Below are 19,290 nucleotides of genomic sequence, written 5' to 3' on the forward strand. Positions count from 1 at the left end.
GAATATTTTTCTTGATAAAACATTCCTAGGCGTAAAAACAACAGAGGAATAGTCATGAATCTATGCGACACAACCATGCATGGACATTTCGTACACTGTTCGCATGGTAGAACACAGGAGAGGACTTAAATGAGTAGCAAACATGAAAAATTTGCTTATCGATTAAGTAGAATTTTGGAGCAGTTGAATAAAGGGCAACGCCTAGATATCCAATCATTGGCTGATGAATTCCAGGTTGATAAACGCACTATTCAGCGTGATTTAAACGAGCGCTTAGATTTTCTAGCATGGCAAGAAAAAGGACCTCGCTACTACAGCGTGGACAGAAGTAAGTTAGGGCATCTAACCCCTGAAGATATTCAACGGTTTGCCCGTTTTTGCAGTATTCAAGATTTATTCCCCGAAATTGATCGTCGTTTTTATCAAAAACACCTCACCCAAAGTGTACAAGTTAAAGGGGTGCAGTATGAAAACATTGACCATCTCAAAGTGCAGTTCGATACCATCCAACAGGCGATTGATACATGCCATGTCATTGAGTTTCGCTATATCAAAGCCAATGCTGCTACAGGGAAATACTATCAAGTTGAACCCTATGCACTAATTAATAAAATCGGGGTATGGTATCTCGTCGGCATCCATGAGGGTAAGCAAAAAACCTTTTGTTTTACCCAAATCAGTGCGGTGACGGTACTAAAAACAACATTTGACATCAGTCCTACCGTTAAACAACAGCTTCTCGAGGGGGACAGCATCTACTACGGCAATCAACTCAATGAGGTTGTTATTCAAGTCAGTTCCTATGCTGCCCCCTATTTTATTCGACGTAGCTTACTCCCCAATCAGATGCTGGTGAGAGAGTTAGACGACGGAGGATTACTTTTAGCTTGTAACAAAGTCAATGAAATGGAAATTGTCCCGATTGTGCAGTACTGGATACCGCATTTGACGATTATTAGCCCTGTGGAATTGCAGGAGAAGATGGTGGTAAGACTTGAACAATATGTCAGCAAAAACTAGAGAGTTTTAGGAGAGATTATGGATAAGGAAAAATCAAGTTTTTCTGCAACGAATGCAGCAATTGCTGGTGGTTTATTTGAAATTAATGCTCGCTTTGGTGACGCTGGTGCTGAGTTTTTGAAAGGGTTGCGTGGAGTTGATAACCAGACAGGGCAGGTTTTTGACCGTAGTCTATCAAAAGTTGCCCAATATAAAATCAATCCAGAGAATGCTCAAAATAATATAAAGCAGCAAGCAGGGTTTGCGGCTGAAGTAGCAAGTGTTTCAAAACGGAATGCTGAAGCTATTATCCGCAAAGACCCTACTCGGTATGTGCGAAGTGAAGATATTGCAGAATACGGAAAGAATCATAATACCGTTGATATTGTTGAACAGCTTAATGGGACAACACAGTCAACTTCACAAATGAAATTTGTTGGAGATGTACAGGGCTTACTGCAAAAAATAGCAAAAGGAGATGGGCAAGGAGGAAAAAATGACCTTTCTCGTTACATGAGTGTTGATAAGCTTGAATTACCTACAGAACAGGTGAATGCAGCTAAAGAAATTTGTATTAAACAAGCGAATAAGTTACGTGAAAGTGCTGACAAGATTTTAGCCAAAACAGATCTAACAGAGTCAGATTTAAAAACAGTAGAACTATTGAAAAAACAAGCTGATAACTATGACAAGTTACATGACAAGATTACAGATTCAGGACTAAGCACAGAAGAAGCTATTCGCTATCGCTTAGATCCTATAAAAGAAACTATTAAAGATATGGCAGGGACCGCTCACCGAGCAGGTATAGAAGGAGCCAAATTTGGGGCGGCTATCGGTGGCTCAATTTCTCTCATCACGAATTTAATCGCTGTACAGTCAGGCAACAAAGAGTTCTCAGAGGCGATGCTAGATAGTGCCACAGGTACGCTCAAAGCAGCAGGTGTAGGATATGGTACAGCTTTTGCTGGATCAACAGCCAAATCATTGATGCAACAGTCCACATCAAAGGTAATGCAAGCAGCCTCAAAAACAGGATTACCTGGTGCTATTGTTGGCATGTGTATTTCTACCACAAAATCCATTCATAGCTATGCCAGAGGGGATATTGACGAAACAAGGCTCATGCAAGAGATGGGCGGTATCGCAGTAGGTGCTGTTGCTACTTCTTTGTTTACCGTTGTTGGACAAGGGCTTATTCCTGTGCCTGTGCTTGGTGGTGTAATTGGTAGTATGGTTGGGGGCATTATTGTCAATACTTTTTATGAAGGATTTCTTCAAGCGCTTAGTGACGCAAAATTAGCCAAAGAAAATCGAATTCTCGTTGAAATGCGTTGTGAGGCGGCACGGGAACTTTCTCGTCGATACCAGGTTGCTTTTGAAGAATTATTCTCTACTAAACTTGCCCAGTTACAAGAAGAAAAAGCCATATTACAAGATCTGTTTTCTCACAAAGATATTTCAGGTGATGCGTTTTGTGAGGGGATGAACCGTTTCGCAGCAGTATTTGGAAAAACACTCACCATTAACAACATGGCAGAACTAGATGATGCCATGCGTTCTACTCAACCTATTGTTATTTAAGGAGCAACTATGTTTTTAAATCAGTTGGAACAAGATAACCAGAAAGAACTATTTCTTTCTTTAGCTACTCTCGTAATGATGGCATCAGGATCTTCAACAGAAAATATAGAGGAAGATGCTGATGATGACTCGTTAAAAGAGTTTAATAGAATCAAGGCCAGTTTGTCCTCTCAAGATGTTTTACTTAAACACCTTTTTGGCAATATTCAAGCAGCCGAGGCTCAAATGGTGAAGGAGTATATGCAGGAACTGAACTATAAATATTGGGTATACAACAGATGCGCAATAGGATGTACAGCATATGATTTAGATTCCATATTAGCCAACTCTTTTGATGATGATTTTGATGATGACGATCAAGTTGATTTAGTCAATCTACTTAAGGTTTATTCAACACAAGTCATGACAGAAAACGTGACGTTTGAAGAAAAAGAAAGCGATAAGAATTTACCTTATCTGCTTCGCTCTGGTATGCGTCTTTACGTACTTAAACATGCTGCTTCCGCAATTATTAAGGGAAATACAGAAGACTTTTCAACAAAAGAACGCAAAATCATCCTCACTGAACTTATTGGAGCTGGCTTTAGTAGTGGACATTTTGAGGAAGAAGAAAAAGAACTTGTTCAATTCATTGGCACTGAGCTTGATTTAGATGATGAGTATTTTGATGAAATTACCGAAGCCATGGAAAAAGTATTCATTGCTAATCGTGAACTGACTGAACTGATTAATGAGTAAATTTTAGGAGAGAATTATGGCAATTCCTTTAATTATTGGTGTCGCTGCTGGTGCTATTGGAGTGTATAAGGGAGCTAAAGCTATTAAAGATAATAGTAAAGCAAAGGACTTAGAGAGTGATGCTCACTCTATTGTCTATGAAGCAGAGCATTCTTTAGAAACGCACAAGCGACAAACTCAAGCCTCACTTTCTGGGTTAGGGCAAAAGAAAGTTGATAGTCTGAACCAGCGTATTAAACCCTTTATCGAAGAATTTCAAAAAATCAAAAATATTGATTTGTCCTCTCCTGTTCTATCAAATATGACTGTTAATGAGTTTAGTCATGTCGTCATTGGCGAGTTACAAAAACAGGTGAATTTCATTGCCTCTGCGGGTCTGGGTGTCGCTGGTGGAGCAACGAGCGGAGCACTTGCCGCTTATGGTGCTTACAGTGGTGTGATGTTATTAGGGACAGCGTCTACAGGTACAGCTATTGGTACCCTATCAGGGGCTGCTGCAACTAATGCTGCATTAGCATGGTTAGGTGGAGGTAGTATTGCTGCTGGCGGTGGAGGTATTGCAGCAGGCACTATGGCTTTAGGGGCTTTAGCAGCTGGTCCAGCCTTAGCTGTAGCTGGTTGGTACATGGGAAATAAGGCAACTAAGAATTTAGAAAATGCACGAAGCAATCTTGCTGAAGCTCGTAAATTCCGAGATGCAGTAGAAACTAGTGTGACTTTACTTCAAGGCATTCACCATGTCTCCCAATCAATGATTGATATTTTATCTACTATCAACACTCAAAGTCGTCGTCAACTTAAAGCCTTGCAAAAAGTATTTGAAACTCAAGGCTATGACTATGCAACTTATGATGAAGAAGCTAAAAAAACCGTCATGAAAAATATCAAAATTACGCAAGTAATGAAGGTGATTATTGATACCCCAATTCTTGATGAAGAAGGTAATTTATTAGGTGATGCGGAAAGTAATGTCTTACAAATTACGCAATACGTCAATAATGATTTAACAGGTGAATTACCTGCTGTGTAATTTTGAGAGCATGGAAATAAAACAACTTTCTCCTTTTCCATGTACAGCTTGTGGCAAATGCTGTCGCCATGTTGATAAAAGCGAACTCACCTCTTTTCTCAGTCGTGGCGATGGTGTTTGTCAGTTTCTCGACGAAAAAACAAATCTATGTACGATTTATGAACAGCGTCCTTTGGTATGTCGAGTCGAGGATTATTACCGTGAGTATCTGATGGACAAAATTGGTTGGGATGAATTTGTAAAACTTAATTTAGAGGTCTGTAAAGATCTTTTATAAAACATCTACCCATTCATTTGAGAGGAAGTAATTTCATGGATACATTTGTCAATATTTTAAAGTTTTTAGGTAATGCAATTTTTATGATTCTTCGGTTTCTATTCACTGCACTCAAAGCTATGTTCTCTGAGTTGAAAGAAGCACAAGATTCATTATCGTACAAAAGTGATGAAGATTTGGAAAAGATAGCAAGTGGTCGCCAGAGTGCTAAACCACTTGAAAAGATGATGGCACGAGGAATGCTAAAAAAAAGACAAGGTGAAGAATAACTTTTTTCACTATTTTTTGTAACTTAACTACAGGAGTTTAATCATGGGATTTTTAAATACATTAGCAAAGACAATTGAAGCACAACACGAAAAAATGGAAAAAATTAAAAATGAAGTAGAAAGGTTAAAGTATAAAAGTAATGACGAGTTATTAAGCATAGCAAAGGACTCTAGCTTTTTTGGTGCATCACAAGCAGAAAAACAAGCTGCTCGATATATCTTAAATAAACGTAGATCAGGCGAAATGTAGTTTATGATGAAGTATCTAATGATTGATAGCATGATATGTCTTAGATACGAATAACATGATGGGGAATACTTGGCTGAATCTCGCTCCAATAGCATTTTGAAAGAAGAGCGGGAAGTAGTCATAAGGTCAAGGATTCCCATCATCAAACATCAATGATAGAAAAGAGGACTAATTGGTATATTAGAGCCAATAGATAATTATTAGGCTTTTAAAAATTTCATCTTTCTTTCTCCTGCTATTCCTGTGTTTGAGGAACTTCTCCATGCCCTTAATGTTTCTCCTCGGTCCTGTACTTACTTGGGTAGTGTATATCTTACTTTTATTGCTTATCATAAGAATGCTAATAAGCAAACACGCGTGGCTCTATTTTTTAACATTGCTTGGTTTTATTTTTGCAATGATATATTTCATTCACAACAACCCTTTCTGACTTTTTCGTACACATTACTAGGCATATGATATATTCACAACATAGTATTAAAGTGCGTATACTTTTTTAATGCACCTACTGTCCATTATGTCACGACGCACAACACCGCCACTAACAATCCCTTGGAAGGCTCTTGATATGTCATTACAAACCACACTGAACGAAATCACATCGTTGGAAACGCTCTATAAAAGCAGCCGTGATAATTTCTCTGAGGACTTTCGTTTACGCATTCATCGTTCCTTAAGTTGGATAAAAAAGGCACGTCTTTTCGCTCAAGAAACACCTGCTGATTTGGATATGACATTTATTAATCTATGGATTGGGTTTAATGCAGCGTATGCTAAAAATCTCAACACCAATATCTCTGCCGATAAAATCAGTTTTCAAGAGTTTTTGCAATTGATTTGTTCTTTGGATAATGAGCAAAAAATATATAGACTCGTTTGGTCTAGTTTTTCCAAAAGCATTCGTCTACTTTTAGATAATCGTTTTGTTTTTCAACCATTCTGGGATTATCACAACGGTCTCATTACTGAAGAAGAATGGACAAGTTCATTTGCTAAAGCTAAACAGAAAGCCCATCAAGCCTTAGCAGCACAGGATACTGGTGCATTGTTAATGGTGTTATTTGATCGTCTTTATACTTTACGTAATCAAATTATGCATGGTGGAGCGACCTATGCGAGTAGTGCTAACCGAGATCAATTAAACGATGCGTGTTATTTTCTGGCAAGCTGCACCACCATTATTTTGGAGATTATGATGCGTAACCCTAGTGAGCAACACTGGGGTAAACCTTTTTATCCCTATCTTAAAGAGAATTAATTAAACATTTTTCTAAAAACAACATTACTGTCTAAACACAACATTGCTATTGATTGTGCGACACAACCGTACAACACATATTGTTAATATAAACGCATTGATAGATTAAGTTTCTCCTTCTTAGTCTGTTAATGAATAATAAAAAGAGAATGAGGGCATCTCCTAGTACGGCTATAGAAGCTCTGCCCTTTTTCCCCTCTTCTCTTAAAGGAATTCATCATGGTTATGCCTCCTAAAAATCCATATAAATTTGTCTGTCCTAAATGTGGTTGGCAATCACCCTTGATTAAATCGGATGTGATACTGCCTTTGGGTTTTGGTTCCGATTCAACTCCTGAGAGCTCTGCAGAAACTACTGAGAAAATGACGTATTCAGGAGCATCGCCTCAATGTCCGAAATGTTATGCGCCATTAAATAAAAAGACGGCAGGTATTTTGGATAAGTTGTTTGGGTAGTTTCTAGCAGAATCACTTTCTCTAGCTTAAACGTGACGATAGGGAAAGTCGTTAATGGTTTGTGTTTTTTTAATGTTCTTGATAGGGTGAAAATTATGGAAAACCATTCTGAAGTTGTTTTTTCTCTAATCATCAAAGAAGTAAATATATATCATAAACTTGCTGATTGCTGACATATTGCTTATCAAAGCGACACAACCGCACACCTCACATTGCTACGATACGCATATTGGTGGATTAAGTTTCTTCTTAATCAATAAATAAGAACAGTGAATGACAAGTTGCCTCTTATTTTTAATATATCCAAGGAAAAGATGAATACTACCCCAGAAAATACCTCACAAAAGATACAAGCAATGAAAACTGCAATAGAAAATATCCACAAAGCAAATATATCCCTTGCTGACTTTACAACGTTTTATGCTAAGTTCATGAGAGGAAAATATAAGGCTCGTATAAAGCTACTAAAGCCTGGATTAAATCGCTACTCATACTGGCCAAAAAACAAGCTTATTGATGCGCTAGAAGGATCCTATAAAATCATCCAAAGCAACGAAGATTTCATATACACGCTCAAGGGTGGAAAATCCATTAAAAGATATATATCAGAACTTCCACGTCGTCACTTTACCTCTAAGCCTTTCACAAAGGACGAATTTCTTGATGATTCAGAAGAAAATTCTACCTCCTCAAGTCCTGTTACTCTAGGAAAAGAGGATATAGCGGATTTAATAATTGGCATACATTGTCCTGAGGGTGACATATATATTTCAAGCAAATTTAAAACAAACCTACCAGAATACCCTGTTATACGAATAGCTTATGTGGACGGTCTGTTTGGAACGATGCACTGCAGTATTATTGATGCTACTCATAATAAGTCAATACATACTTTTGGTACCGCTTGTTGTTGGCACTTAGAAAACATTTTTTATTGCTATGGATTTCTAGTGGGTGATAAAAATATCGCTCATTTCCCTAGGACTACGCGTTCAGAAACTGACAATAAAACGTTTGATGAAATTGAGAAACTTGTAATGCTTGCCTATACCGAAGCTATTAAGCATAGATTAGATGTGAATCTTACAGAGTTTAATAACAACCAATGAGAATACTATTCCCATCAAGCGATGATATTACATGAAATCATTTTTAATCACGAAGGATCATTACTATGACTTCAACCATCGCCAAACACCACGCACTACAATCTATCATTGATTGGGCTAATGAAGAAAACATCCATAATGACCGAGTCTGAGAGTCAGTAAAAAGAGCCTGTAAAAAATTTTAAATGCCTTTTGATAAGTTTTAAGCTCTTACAGGCTCTCTTTGTGACTCCGTAAGAGACTTAGTTTACTGTCTCTTTCTTTTTTTGTTTCTTTTTACAGAAACAACTACTGATATAAAAATAGGAGGGATTACACCTCCCCCTACTTAATCAATCTTAACTAAATTATCAAAATAGTTCACTGTGAGAGCCTAGCCGAATCAACTCTAGAATCAGCAGTTCTCCCTCATCTGTTTTTCTATAAATAAGCAATAAATCAGGTCGGATGTGACAATCCCTAAGTTTTAGATGCTTTTTTTGTCCTATTAGCGGGTGATCAACGAATTTAGCTGGTAAAGTCACATCACGAGCTAATAGGTCTAAGACAACAGGCAGCTCATTCTTGATGACTTCTTTGTATATCCCTTTCTTCTCTCTTTTTAAGTCTTTTTTAAATTGAGAGGTAAGTCTAATCGTCCTCATCTAAGATAGCCCCAATTTCCGCTTTAGCTTCTTCTAATGATAGATTCTTTAATTTTCCTGACTCAGCTTCACGCAATGCCGCTAAGGTTTTTTCATTTGGCTGCCAAATATCAAATGGCAATGCCTTTTCTCTTGCGATTTTAGTGAGCATCAATCGCACAGCATCAGAAACTGTCAATCCCATTGTTTCTAAAACCTCTGAGGCTTCTTGCTTAATATGTTCATTAACACGAGTAGTAACAAGTGCATTAGCTACCATTTTCGTTCTCCCTTGTGATTAACATTGTTAATTCTACGTCGCATTCCAAAATTTTTCAATCCTATATTACTCCAATGAAATACCAAGAATGGTGTTTCTTTTTTCTTTAATAATCAAAGGAGTAAATATATTTTATTGTCTCGCCATTGTTCTTTCCTGCGACACAACCTAACAATCCATATTGTTAATATGAATAGGTTAAGAAGCACTTCTCATTTGATTAGATTAACTACCCTAGCAAATCATGAAAAATACAAACCAAACACAACCATTCGATGATATTCAAAAAGAAATCCAAGAACTCAAAGACGAATTAGAGAGAATACACTATGCCGGTACAATAGGCTTGAGACAAGAATTCGAAAGAGCAAAACCAGCTCTTGACTCCTTAAAATTTTTATTACAGATGAATAAATCCTCATCAAAAGATGAACAACAGGATTTTCAGCATCAAATTAACTCACTGACAGAGGAATTTTTTAAACTAGAATCAGTGACTTCAATGGACAAAGAATATATTGATAAGGAATTCGATATAAGAAATTGTCTTGATGGCATTAAGAATGCAAATACGGATATTATGACATTCACCCGTTCCTATATTCGATTATTAAAGTTAGTCTTTAACTTCATGGAAGATAAATGCAAAGATACAAAGAATAATTTCTATCCAGAAATCATAGAATTCACATCTGATACCATCAAAACCAATACTAAAGAATACCCTCACATTAAAATCATCATGAAGTTTAATGGCTATGCCTCAATAACATATAACATCGTAGATTTGCATAGCGGTGATGTCATCGAAACACTGACACGGTATGGGCTGGATAAGGTGCTTTATCATTTATTTGATCTTTATGGCATCGTTATGAATGACAGACGTGTAACCGTCATTCCTTTTATCAAAAAAGAGGCTTTAGATGAAAGCACATTCAGAGAAGTTCATACTCTTGTTGAAAGAGTTTATCTGATGTTGATACAAGCAGGTATAGAAGTAAATATAGAAAACACTATTCTTAATAAAGAATAGTTTTTAAATGGCGGATTGGGGAGGGAGAAATAATATTCCCACAAGATTGGCAATCAAGTTGAGGCTGCTTATAACAGAACAAAACTCTTAGAACAACGACGACCCCATATGCAAACCTGGGCCGATTACGTATGTCGATTACTAACAAATACGAATAATCAACTTGCTGATTGTCTACGTACTGCTTATCAAAGCGACACTACCATGCAAAGCACTTAGTTATATTTTAAATATTTAAAGGAGAAATCAAAATGAAAGACAGTTTATTACGTTTAGTCAATGCTAAAACTAGCTTAGCGGAGTTTGTAGAAATTTTTGCCGAAACAGTGAGTTTTTCACACTGGTTCAAAAAGATAACAGAACAGGAAGAAAAGATAAACGATTTTTTAGACAGTCGTTTAGAGTTTGATGAAGAAGCCGATTCTGTGCATTACAGTGATACTTTTTTATCAGAATTACCTAATCATCCTAAGTTAAAATTAATGTCCGTGAATTTCTATAAGAATATTCATAGACTTAGCTTAGTCGATATTGAGACGGGCGAAGTCGTAAGAGACATTATAAATACAAATAGAAGCTTTTCAGCTACTCTGCATACAGGCACTTATCTAAACTACATTAGATGTATTTTTATTCTTTATGGTGAAATGCTAGGCGATAAAAATATCGCCAATTTTCCTAGAATAGATAAAAATACCGTAGAGCCAGAGGTTTATGAAACCATCAAAGACTTAGTAAAGCTAGTTCATCATAAATGTGTGGAATGCAAACTAGCCACTGATACTGATGGTATTAATATAAAAAATACTATTCTGGTAGATGGTTTCGAGAATAACGACCCCTTCTTTTAATAGAAAGCCTAGATATCTTTTACTACTTCTGGGAAATCATTTTTATACCTTATTTTTATTTCAAGAAACCGAAATAATACCAAGCAAACTTACAGCATAGCAACAGGCTATGCTTTAACTAATCATTTTATTCCATCTACAGTATCAAATCGTCTAAGTAAGCGTTTAGTCTACTTTGACTGGTTATGAATCTGTGCGACACAACCATGCACAGACATTGCGTACACTGTTCGTATAACAAGACACAGGAGATACATTTATGACATTACCTCTTATACTTTTAGGTACAGCAGCGGCAGGCCTTATTGGCTATGGTGCTAAAAATAGTCTTTTTGGATATGTTGATAAAGACCGTGCGGATAGGCTGATAAAAGAAGTGGAATCCAAATACGATGACACCTTTAAAAAAATAGCTATTATTAATCGAATAGATTCAAGAGGCATAAATCAACTTAATCAGTTGCAACTACAAATTAGGCAAGATATTGATGAGTTCCATAAACTATCCGAGGAATTATTGGACAAAATTCATAGTTCTGCTCCACACCAAATGCCAAAGGTTTGTGTACCTCAGCATGAGTTAGAGGAAATTAAACCATTAGAGCTCCCTACTATGACTTGTCTCCCACACGTTATAGGTACAGGCATTATAGGCGGGGCTGCTGCATATGCTACATACAAAGTCATTACGGCACTAGCTGCGGAAGAAGTGTGTCTAGGAGAAATGATTATCGTTGCTGCCCCTGTTCTTGCCATTGCTGGATTTGCTTATGCTAACTACGCTGAAAAAGCAATAGCACGTGCGAAAGATTATGAGCTTCAAATTGAACAAGCCATCAAAAAATTGAATGCGATAGAAAACCGCTTCTTAAATATCTGGGGGTACACACAAAAGATTTGCTACTGTACTGAATCTATTTATGCCGTATTTTTGCGATATTTCGATACGCTTAAAAAACATCATATTCATCTCACATCAACCCAGAATATTGATGAAATTAAAGATGAGGTTCTCTCTGCCATAGATAATGGTTATAAGGTTGCAGCTATTCTTGCTAATCTGATGAGCACCCCATTATTTAAAGTAAAGAAGAGTGAGAATGTCGTATTCGGTCAAGATAAAGCGTTTTCTTTCGAGACAGACGAAAACGGCAACAAAATACTGAATGAGGACGACCTTAATCAAGCTCTTGATTTAGCAGCAAAGGCAATCATACCGTTCTCATCCTAAGGAGAAATCAAAATGAAAGACAGTTTATTACGTTTAGTCAATGCTAAGACTAGTTTAGCTAGATTTATAGAAATTTTTGCCGATACAATAAGTTTTGTACGTAGAGAAAAACCAGAACAGGAAAAAAAGATAAACAAATTTTTAAATAGTCGTTTAGAGTTTGATGAAGAGTCAGAATCTGTACATTACAGTGATACTTTTTTGTCAGAATTACCTAATCATCCTAAATTAAAAATAGTGTCCGAGAATTTCTATAAGAATATTCATAATCTTAGTTTAGTAGATATTGAGACGGGTGAAATCGTAAATGATATTGCCAATACGAGTGAAAGTTTTTTAAGTACTTTGCGTAACGGTACAACCTTTAATTACATTAGATGTATTTTTATTCTTTATGGTGAAATGCTAGGCGATAAAAATATCGCCAATTTTCCTAGAATAGATAAAAATACCGTAGAGCCAGAGGTTTATGAAACCATCAAAGACTTAGTAGAGCTAGTTCATCATAAATGTGTGGAATGCAAGTTAGGTTATGATCTCGAAGACATCAACATAAAGAACACTATTTTAGTGGAAGGATTTGAGAAATATGCTCCTTGCTTCTAATGGCTAGAGATAACTTAGCCAAATATTTCACTATGTGAATTTAAACGCATCAGAGTAACTACCTCTGCATCAACTTGGTAAATAAGTACCAAATCAGGTTTAACGTGACAGTCCTACATCCCTTAAAATCATTGATTAATGGATGATTACGATACCTTTCTGGCATAGGCGTACCGTTGAGCAAATGATGGAGTACATCAATAAGTTCAACGGATAAGCCAAACTTCTTGAAATCCTTCTCAAATGAGCGAGTAGTTCTAAGCCTCTTCATGTGCCGCGGCCTGCATAAACGCATCTAATGAAGCATACTCCGTTATTCGTCCTTGCTCTATATCTTCTATTGATTCACGGACAAGCCTTTTTCCCTTTTTGCTCAGAGTATGCTGTCTTTTTTCAAAAGACAGTGGCAAACTTCCCGTATCAACCACCTGCTTTAAAATCAATCTCATAAACTGACTAGGCGTAAGACCGAAATCTTCAATCACACGAAAAGATTCAGCCTTAAGTTGCTCATCTAATCGTAAATTAAAATTTGTGCTCATATCAAACCCTTTTATCAATTACATTAGGATTACATTGTAAAGCATTTGTTTTACGACAACAATAAAAATTTGTGATTAATATCGTTATATCCTACGTTGTATCCCAAAATTTTTCACTCCTATATTACTCCAATGAAATACCAAGAATGGTGTTTCTTTTTTCTTTAATAATCAAAGGAGTAAATATATTTTATTGGCTTGCCATTGTTCTTTCCTGCGACACAACCTAACAATCCATATTGTTAATATGAATAGGTTAAGAAGCACTTCTCATTTGATTAGATTAACTACCCTAGCAAATTATGAAAAATACAAACCAAACACAACCATTCGATGATATTCAAAAAGAAATCCAAGAACTCAAAGACGAATTAGAGAGAATACACTATGCCGGTACAATAGGCTTGAGACAAGAATACGAAAAAGCAAAACCAGCTCTTGACTCCTTAAAATTTTTATTACAGATGAATAAATCCTCATCAAAAGATGAACAACAGGATTTTCAGCATCAAATTAACTCACTGACAAAGGAATTTTTTAAACACAGACGTGTAACCGTCATTCCTTTTATCAAAAAAGAGGCTTTAGATGAAAGCACATTCAGAGAAGTTCATACTCTCGTTGAAAGTGTTTATCTGATGTTGATACAAGCAGGTATAGAAGTAAATATAGAAAACACTATTCTTAATAAGGAATAGTTTTTAAATGGCGGATTGGGGGGGATTCGAACCCCCGATACGTTTCCGTATGCACGCTTTCCAAGCGTGTGCCTTAAGCCACTCGGCCACCGATCCGTTTGCAGAGCCCATTGAAACATCATCTCAATGGGATTCAAAATAAAGAAGAAAACTCGCTCAAAATGAGCATATCACATCTCAAAATGTGTACGATTTTCCTAAGAAGAACGCCATTTTAACATTCTTTCCACATATCGTGCGATGGTATCTATCTCAATGTTGACAAATTTTCCTGCAGATAAGTGTTTAAGTGTCGTCACTGCAACAGTATGTGGAATAAGGTTAATTGAAATCACGCAACCTGCCGCATTATCTTCTACGCTATTAACCGTTAAGCTAACGCCATTTACCGTTACAGAGCCTTTGTATGCCATATACGGGCTAAGTTCTGTAGGAATTTGAATACGTAGAGTATATGACTCTCCAATAGGTTCAAAACTCTCTACTTTACCCAATCCATCGACATGGCCAGAGACTAGATGCCCATCTACTGTATCAGACAAGCGCATGGCGTGTTCTAAGTTCACTTCACCAGTTGCATCAAGTCCGCTGGTTTTATTTAAACTCTCACGTGATACGTCCACTTTAAAATGTTTATTATCAAACTCAATGACAGTCATGCAAGCGCCTTGGATAGCGATAGAGTCACCTAACTTCACCCTGCTCATATCGAAATTATTCGCCTGCACGGTCAAGCGTACACCATCATTTGCACTCTTGCCAAGTGGTTCTACATGGGTAATCTGGCCTACTCCTGCCACAATTCCTGTAAACATGATTATTCCTTCATGAAGATGTTCTTAACTGGCTATATTGTATCTGCAAAAAGAAGTTTATGCTGTATTACCAATAGCAAGGACTGTGATATTCACTCGCTCTAATTTATCAGACAGCCTACATACCTTACAAAATGCCATAACGCACAGCAACACTAAAAATCACACAAACTCATTTGATATTTGACAGTCAAATGAAAAAAACTTAGCAGCATTGCGAGGAGCAGAGTCGGAAACATTAAGAAATCTATCACTAGAAGAGGCTTAGAGTCAGAAGAATCCAACTTACTCTCTGCTAGGCGCTATATCAAAAGCTATAGACCCATCAAGTGTCTCTTCAATACCTCCCAACGTTCTGGATTTCTTAACCTCAACCGTATATCCTCTCCTACTCGTTGCTGTTCAACCCATTCAAATGTAGGCACGGTAGATAAATCCGTCAATGCGGGCATCTGAAAAATGTCAAGTCCTGGGCCAATAATCTTGGGAGCCATATAAACCAGCAATTCATCAATCAATCCAGCCTGTAATAAGGCGCTATTAAGCCCAGCACCAGCTTCCACGTGGATTTCATTAATGCCACGCTGGGCAAGTAATTCCCAGACGTAATTGAGATTGATATATTTATTTTTTGCCTGTAGCCCCCTCTTTTCCTCAACGACTAACGCCTCATTGCCTTTATGCGGTTTCCCCTCTTCTTCGACAACTAATTCCTCAGCACCTTTATATAGCACCCCCTCTTCTTCAACAACTAACACCTCTGCTCCTTTATCTTGTAGCATGGCTTGTTTCTCTGGGTGCTGTGTATGGGTAATCACAAGCACAGGAGCTCCGTTAAAAATCGCTGCATCAACAGGTACTTGAAATTTACCATCTATAACCACACGTAAGGGTTGGCGCTCAACCGTAAAAGCTCGCACATTCAATAGTGGATTATCCGCCAGTACTGTACCTACCCCTGTTACCACTGCACTGCTACGTGCACGCCAATATTGCCCATCTGCTCGCGCCTCTGCACTAGTAATCCACTGTGACACACCATTGTTTAGTGCCAATTTGCCATCTAACGAGCAAGCCAACTTCGTCCACGTCCACGGTTTACCCACAATCATGCGCGACATAAAGCCAGGGTTTAAGGCTAATGTACGTTCCGCTAATTCAGGATAATAGTCCACGGTGATGCCTGCCTGTTGTAGTTTCTTAATTCCATTGCCAGCTACCAACGGATTAGGATCAAGACAAGCTACTACCACGCGACCTGCTTTATGCGCAATTAACGCATCTGCACAAGGTGGTGTACGTCCAAAATGACTACAAGGCTCTAAAGTTACGTAGAATGTCGCTCCTGCAATATCCTGCTCATGCCCATGTGCTTTGGCATCACGCAATGCCATCACCTCAGCATGGGGTCCTCCTGCTTTTTGGGTAGAACCTTGTCCTATGATTTGATTATCTTTAACAATGATACAACCCACTCTAGGATTAGGGTCTGTTATATAAAGAGCCTCTTGTGCGAGAGACTGTGCCTTTTGCATATAGAGGAAATCTGTTTGAGGAACAAGAGAGGAATTTATTATTGGCATCATAGTGTACGTAATATATTTTTTAATTCAAAAAGCCTCTTTCTATGTAGCAACAGCATTTTATCTCTTTTTCTTGTTAAAACAAGAATCCATATGCTTGTTAGCTCATTTGGATGAGTTTGTACTACTTGACTGCTTGATTAACACAGTTCACTTCTCTCGCATTACGGGCAATTTCTGCCTTAAATGACACACCACGACCGAGAAAGCCCGAGCTCATCTCTGCTAATACTATTCTAATGCAAGGACTGCCAGATAGTTCATGTCTTATCTTCGTCGTAAACAATGGAGTTTTACAGCACTATCTGATAAACAACACGGTCCTATGGTATAAACAAACAAATCACCCTTTAACAGGCTCTTCATCAGTTTTAAAAGACTCGGCCACTAATGGCTCCTGAATCTCCTGAATCACATGTACAAATTGCTGAATATCCTCAAAACTCTGATATACCGATGCAAAACGTACGTAAGCCACTTGGTCGAGTTGTCGAAGCTCTTGCATAACCAACTGCCCAATCTGTGCCGAGGAAATTTCTTTAAGCTGCAGATTGATTAGACGCTCTTGGATGCGTGTTACCGCTTCATCAAGCTTCTCTGCTGACACGGGTCGCTTACGCAATGCCAGACGCATACTCCCTTTTAGCTTGTCTATATCAAACTCCATGCGTGTCCCGTTACGTTTAACTACCACAGGAAAATTAAGTTCAATTCTCTCGTAGGTTGTAAAACGTTTATCGCAAGCAGTACAGCGACGGCGACGACGGATAGTAAGACCATCTTCCGAGGCACGCGAATCTGCAACTTGCGTATCAGGATGAGAACAAAAAGGACACTTCATAATATACTTAAAGGCTCTACGCCTATTTTTTAAAAGAGAGTCTAATATGTCATAACCACTGGCTAGTACCAAGATAACCCACCTGATACCTTATCAGAACTACCCACTCCAAGAACATGGAGTACCAGACTCTCTTTACAAAGAGGAAATACCTAAAAAAGTACTTCCTCATATCATTACCACAAATTATTTATACACTGGGAAGCGTTTGGTCAACTCGTGTACTTTTGCACGAACGGCAGCTAAGTTTGCTTCATCAGTAGGATTATCCAACACATCTGCAATTAAGTTAGCAGTCAACTCAATTTCAGCTTCTTTAAAGCCACGAGTTGTAGCAGCTGGTGTACCCACACGAATTCCACTAGTCACAAAAGGCTTCTCTGGGTCATTAGGAATAGCATTTTTATTCACTGTAATGTGAGCTTTGCCTAAGGCTTCCTCTGCCAATTTACCAGTAATACCTTTACTACGTAAGTCAACCAACATCACGTGGCTTTCTGTACGGCCAGAAACGATGCGCAAACCACGTTTCACTAGCGTTTCTGCCATCACTTGAGCATTACGAACAACTTGTGCTGCATAATCTTTAAACTCAGGAGAAAGTGCCTCTTTAAATGCAGTCGCTTTACCAGCAATTACGTGCATTAATGGACCACCTTGGATACCAGGGAAAATCGCAGAATTAATGATTTTTTCATATTCCGCTTTCATCATAATCACACCACCACGTGGACCACGAAGTGATTTGTGTGTTGTAGAAGTTACGAAATCTGCATGTGGTACTGGGTTAGGATATTGACCACCCACCACTAAACCTGCATAGTGAGCAATATCAACCATAAATAAAGCACCATTGTCATGGGCAATTTTTGCCATACGCTCAAAATCAATGCGTAATGCATAAGCTGATGCACCACCAACAATAAGTTTAGGTTTATGTTCTTTTGCAAGACGCTCTAGTTGGTCGTAGTCAATTTCTTCTTTGTCATTAAGACCATAAGAGATAAAGTTGTATAGTTTACCAGACGCATTTACTGGTGAGCCGTGAGTAAGGTGACCTCCCTCTGCCAAGCTCATACCAAGCACAGTATCACCGGGTTTTAGCACTGCCATGTAAACAGCTTGGTTGGCTTGGGAACCTGAGTTAGGTTGTACGTTAGCCGCTTCAGCACCAAACATCTGTTTGAGGCGATCAATCGCTAATTGCTCAACAATATCCACAAACTCACAACCACCATAATAGCGCTTACCAGGATAACCTTCGGCATATTTATTAGTAAGTTGAGATCCTTGTGCCTGCATCACAGCTGGGCTAGTGTAGTTCTCTGACGCAATAAGCTCAATATGTTCTTCTTGACGTACATTTTCTTTTTGAATGGCTGCCCATAATTCTGGGTCTTGTTTATCAAGCGTTAGCGAACGATCAAACATGAATTATCTCCTAAGATTTAACACATAAAGCAATATACAAAATGACACTCTATGTGTCGTCAAACTAAAATAAACTAATCCACCACTCAAAAAGCGATAGACTTATTAAAAGAAGTTACAACTATAAGCACCCTGAGTTATGCTGTCAAGCGAGGATTTAAACTATAGGTACCCATAATGGTATCTTGTGCCAAAATATGACCTTGCATTGCTGCTAATACCTCTTGTGCAGTAAAGTTGCCCTCTACTGGTAACTTGGCAATGTCGAGTGCATACACTGTGAAATAGTAACGATGAGGGATTGAATCATTAAACGGAGGGCAAGGGCCATCGTAGCCAAAGTAATCCCCTTTCATGTCAGGGTCACTAGCGAACCATTGAGTGTAGTTATTTAAGCCATGACGCATTTTGCCATTTGCTGTCAACGGACCACTCTTTCCTTTGGGAGTGACATCTTTGGAAAATGCTCCCTCTGCAATTTCACGCATATCTGCAGGAATATCCACCATGACCCAATGGTAAAAATCCGTACGAGGTAAATCCGCAGGCACTTCTCTATCAACTTGGTTCACATCATCCGCCTTGGTAGGCGCATCAGTATCCACCATAATCAACACAAAAGATTGTGTGCCTTCTGGAACATCTTTCCAAGATAAATCTGGATTTAAATTAGAAGAAAGCGCAATATGTGTCTCTTTGTCTTGTTTACCAAAGGCATAATGAGGGTGTATCGCTTGTCCATTAATAATGCCTAAACTCGTTAATTTCATAACACTTCCTTTT

At 38.0% G+C, this 19,290-nt stretch carries 23 protein-coding genes, 1 tRNA gene and 1 pseudogene; 15 read left to right on the plus strand and 10 right to left on the minus strand.

All coding sequences use genetic code 11. The features are described from left to right. Positions 1 to 129 precede the first annotated feature (129 nt). From HKX40_RS03755 to HKX40_RS03800, 10 genes are all read left to right on the plus strand, one after another. A complete protein-coding gene (locus HKX40_RS03755) occupies positions 130 to 1,020 on the plus strand; it encodes a helix-turn-helix transcriptional regulator (RefSeq protein WP_171588225.1) in 891 nt (296 codons plus the stop codon). An 18-nt stretch (positions 1,021 to 1,038) separates the two neighbouring features. Then, the gene (locus HKX40_RS03760) at positions 1,039 to 2,583 is read left to right on the plus strand and encodes a hypothetical protein (RefSeq protein ID WP_171588226.1); all 1,545 of its coding nucleotides are present in this window, start codon (positions 1,039 to 1,041) and stop codon (positions 2,581 to 2,583) included. A gap of 9 nt (positions 2,584 to 2,592) precedes the next feature. Next, complete coding sequence (locus tag HKX40_RS03765) at positions 2,593 to 3,321, plus strand: hypothetical protein (RefSeq protein WP_171588227.1); 729 nt, start codon at positions 2,593 to 2,595, stop codon at positions 3,319 to 3,321. Positions 3,322 to 3,337: 16 nt separating this feature from the next. Then, positions 3,338 to 4,351 (plus strand): hypothetical protein, encoded by a 1,014-nt coding sequence (locus tag HKX40_RS03770; RefSeq protein WP_171588228.1) that lies wholly within the window; start codon positions 3,338 to 3,340, stop codon positions 4,349 to 4,351. Positions 4,352 to 4,361: 10 nt separating this feature from the next. Then, positions 4,362 to 4,628, plus strand: a complete 267-nt coding sequence (locus HKX40_RS03775; RefSeq protein WP_171588229.1) for a YkgJ family cysteine cluster protein — start codon at positions 4,362 to 4,364, stop codon at positions 4,626 to 4,628. A 35-nt stretch (positions 4,629 to 4,663) separates the two neighbouring features. Beyond that, positions 4,664 to 4,897 carry a hypothetical protein gene (locus HKX40_RS03780; RefSeq protein WP_171588230.1) on the plus strand — a complete coding sequence of 78 codons (234 nt, stop codon included), beginning with the start codon at positions 4,664 to 4,666 and terminating at the stop codon, positions 4,895 to 4,897. A 43-nt stretch (positions 4,898 to 4,940) separates the two neighbouring features. Further along, on the plus strand, positions 4,941 to 5,147 hold the full coding sequence (locus HKX40_RS03785) for a hypothetical protein (protein ID WP_171588231.1): 207 nt from the start codon (positions 4,941 to 4,943) through the stop codon (positions 5,145 to 5,147). Positions 5,148 to 5,715: 568 nt separating this feature from the next. Further along, positions 5,716 to 6,405 (plus strand): HEPN domain-containing protein, encoded by a 690-nt coding sequence (locus HKX40_RS03790; protein WP_171588232.1) that lies wholly within the window; start codon positions 5,716 to 5,718, stop codon positions 6,403 to 6,405. 219 nt (positions 6,406 to 6,624) lie between these two features. After that, positions 6,625 to 6,861: a hypothetical protein gene (locus HKX40_RS03795; protein WP_171588233.1), complete on the plus strand. Its 237-nt coding sequence runs from the start codon at positions 6,625 to 6,627 to the stop codon at positions 6,859 to 6,861. Between the two features lie 314 nt (positions 6,862 to 7,175). Further along, the gene (locus HKX40_RS03800) at positions 7,176 to 7,970 is read left to right on the plus strand and encodes a hypothetical protein (RefSeq protein WP_171588234.1); all 795 of its coding nucleotides are present in this window, start codon (positions 7,176 to 7,178) and stop codon (positions 7,968 to 7,970) included. Positions 7,971 to 8,320: 350 nt separating this feature from the next. Here the strand turns inward: HKX40_RS03800 and HKX40_RS03805 are convergent, their stop codons facing one another. Both HKX40_RS03805 and HKX40_RS03810 read right to left on the minus strand, forming a co-directional pair. Next, positions 8,321 to 8,614 carry a type II toxin-antitoxin system YafQ family toxin gene (locus HKX40_RS03805; protein WP_171588235.1) on the minus strand — a complete coding sequence of 98 codons (294 nt, stop codon included), beginning with the start codon at positions 8,612 to 8,614 and terminating at the stop codon, positions 8,321 to 8,323. Further along, the gene (locus tag HKX40_RS03810) at positions 8,601 to 8,873 is read right to left on the minus strand and encodes a type II toxin-antitoxin system RelB/DinJ family antitoxin (RefSeq protein WP_171588236.1); all 273 of its coding nucleotides are present in this window, start codon (positions 8,871 to 8,873) and stop codon (positions 8,601 to 8,603) included. Before HKX40_RS03810 ends, HKX40_RS03805 begins: the two co-directional genes overlap by 14 nt. A gap of 244 nt (positions 8,874 to 9,117) precedes the next feature. Between HKX40_RS03810 and HKX40_RS03815 the strand changes: the two genes are divergently transcribed. From HKX40_RS03815 to HKX40_RS03830, 4 genes are all read left to right on the plus strand, one after another. After that, on the plus strand, positions 9,118 to 9,909 hold the full coding sequence (locus HKX40_RS03815) for a hypothetical protein (RefSeq protein WP_171588237.1): 792 nt from the start codon (positions 9,118 to 9,120) through the stop codon (positions 9,907 to 9,909). Between the two features lie 251 nt (positions 9,910 to 10,160). Continuing rightward, positions 10,161 to 10,760, plus strand: a complete 600-nt coding sequence (locus HKX40_RS03820) for a hypothetical protein (RefSeq protein ID WP_171588238.1) — start codon at positions 10,161 to 10,163, stop codon at positions 10,758 to 10,760. Between the two features lie 259 nt (positions 10,761 to 11,019). Continuing rightward, on the plus strand, positions 11,020 to 11,991 hold the full coding sequence (locus tag HKX40_RS03825; RefSeq protein WP_171588239.1) for a hypothetical protein: 972 nt from the start codon (positions 11,020 to 11,022) through the stop codon (positions 11,989 to 11,991). 12 nt (positions 11,992 to 12,003) lie between these two features. Continuing rightward, complete coding sequence (locus HKX40_RS03830; protein ID WP_171588240.1) at positions 12,004 to 12,597, plus strand: hypothetical protein; 594 nt, start codon at positions 12,004 to 12,006, stop codon at positions 12,595 to 12,597. Positions 12,598 to 12,611: 14 nt separating this feature from the next. On the opposite strand, the pseudogene HKX40_RS10940 reads toward HKX40_RS03830, so the two are convergent. Then, positions 12,612 to 12,698, minus strand: a pseudogene (locus HKX40_RS10940) (hypothetical protein); the annotation flags it as partial. Between the two features lie 156 nt (positions 12,699 to 12,854). After that, on the minus strand, positions 12,855 to 13,139 hold the full coding sequence (locus HKX40_RS03840; protein ID WP_171588241.1) for a type II toxin-antitoxin system RelB/DinJ family antitoxin: 285 nt from the start codon (positions 13,137 to 13,139) through the stop codon (positions 12,855 to 12,857). A gap of 302 nt (positions 13,140 to 13,441) precedes the next feature. Here HKX40_RS03840 and HKX40_RS03845 point away from each other — a divergent pair, with 302 nt between their 5' ends. Further along, a complete protein-coding gene (locus tag HKX40_RS03845) occupies positions 13,442 to 13,837 on the plus strand; it encodes a hypothetical protein (protein ID WP_171588242.1) in 396 nt (131 codons plus the stop codon). An 8-nt stretch (positions 13,838 to 13,845) separates the two neighbouring features. Here HKX40_RS03845 and HKX40_RS03850 read toward each other — a convergent pair. The 6 genes from HKX40_RS03850 to HKX40_RS03875 all read right to left on the minus strand — a co-directional run bounded on the left by HKX40_RS03850 (position 13,846) and on the right by HKX40_RS03875 (position 19,277). Next, positions 13,846 to 13,933: transfer RNA gene (locus HKX40_RS03850), tRNA-Ser, on the minus strand. A 101-nt stretch (positions 13,934 to 14,034) separates the two neighbouring features. Continuing rightward, the gene (locus HKX40_RS03855) at positions 14,035 to 14,652 is read right to left on the minus strand and encodes a riboflavin synthase (RefSeq protein ID WP_171588243.1); all 618 of its coding nucleotides are present in this window, start codon (positions 14,650 to 14,652) and stop codon (positions 14,035 to 14,037) included. A gap of 314 nt (positions 14,653 to 14,966) precedes the next feature. Beyond that, a complete protein-coding gene (gene ribD / locus HKX40_RS03860) occupies positions 14,967 to 16,187 on the minus strand; it encodes a bifunctional diaminohydroxyphosphoribosylaminopyrimidine deaminase/5-amino-6-(5-phosphoribosylamino)uracil reductase RibD (RefSeq protein ID WP_246233556.1) in 1,221 nt (406 codons plus the stop codon). Between the two features lie 391 nt (positions 16,188 to 16,578). Further along, positions 16,579 to 17,076 carry a transcriptional regulator NrdR gene (gene nrdR, locus HKX40_RS03865; protein WP_171588244.1) on the minus strand — a complete coding sequence of 166 codons (498 nt, stop codon included), beginning with the start codon at positions 17,074 to 17,076 and terminating at the stop codon, positions 16,579 to 16,581. 186 nt (positions 17,077 to 17,262) lie between these two features. Beyond that, positions 17,263 to 18,507 carry a serine hydroxymethyltransferase gene (glyA, locus tag HKX40_RS03870; protein WP_171588245.1) on the minus strand — a complete coding sequence of 415 codons (1,245 nt, stop codon included), beginning with the start codon at positions 18,505 to 18,507 and terminating at the stop codon, positions 17,263 to 17,265. A gap of 137 nt (positions 18,508 to 18,644) precedes the next feature. Then, positions 18,645 to 19,277: a YbhB/YbcL family Raf kinase inhibitor-like protein gene (locus tag HKX40_RS03875; RefSeq protein ID WP_171588246.1), complete on the minus strand. Its 633-nt coding sequence runs from the start codon at positions 19,275 to 19,277 to the stop codon at positions 18,645 to 18,647. Between the last annotated feature and the right edge of the window lie 13 nt (positions 19,278 to 19,290).

This window comes from Pelistega europaea (genome assembly GCF_013133775.1).
Lineage (GTDB): Bacteria > Pseudomonadota > Gammaproteobacteria > Burkholderiales > Burkholderiaceae_B > Taylorella > Taylorella europaea.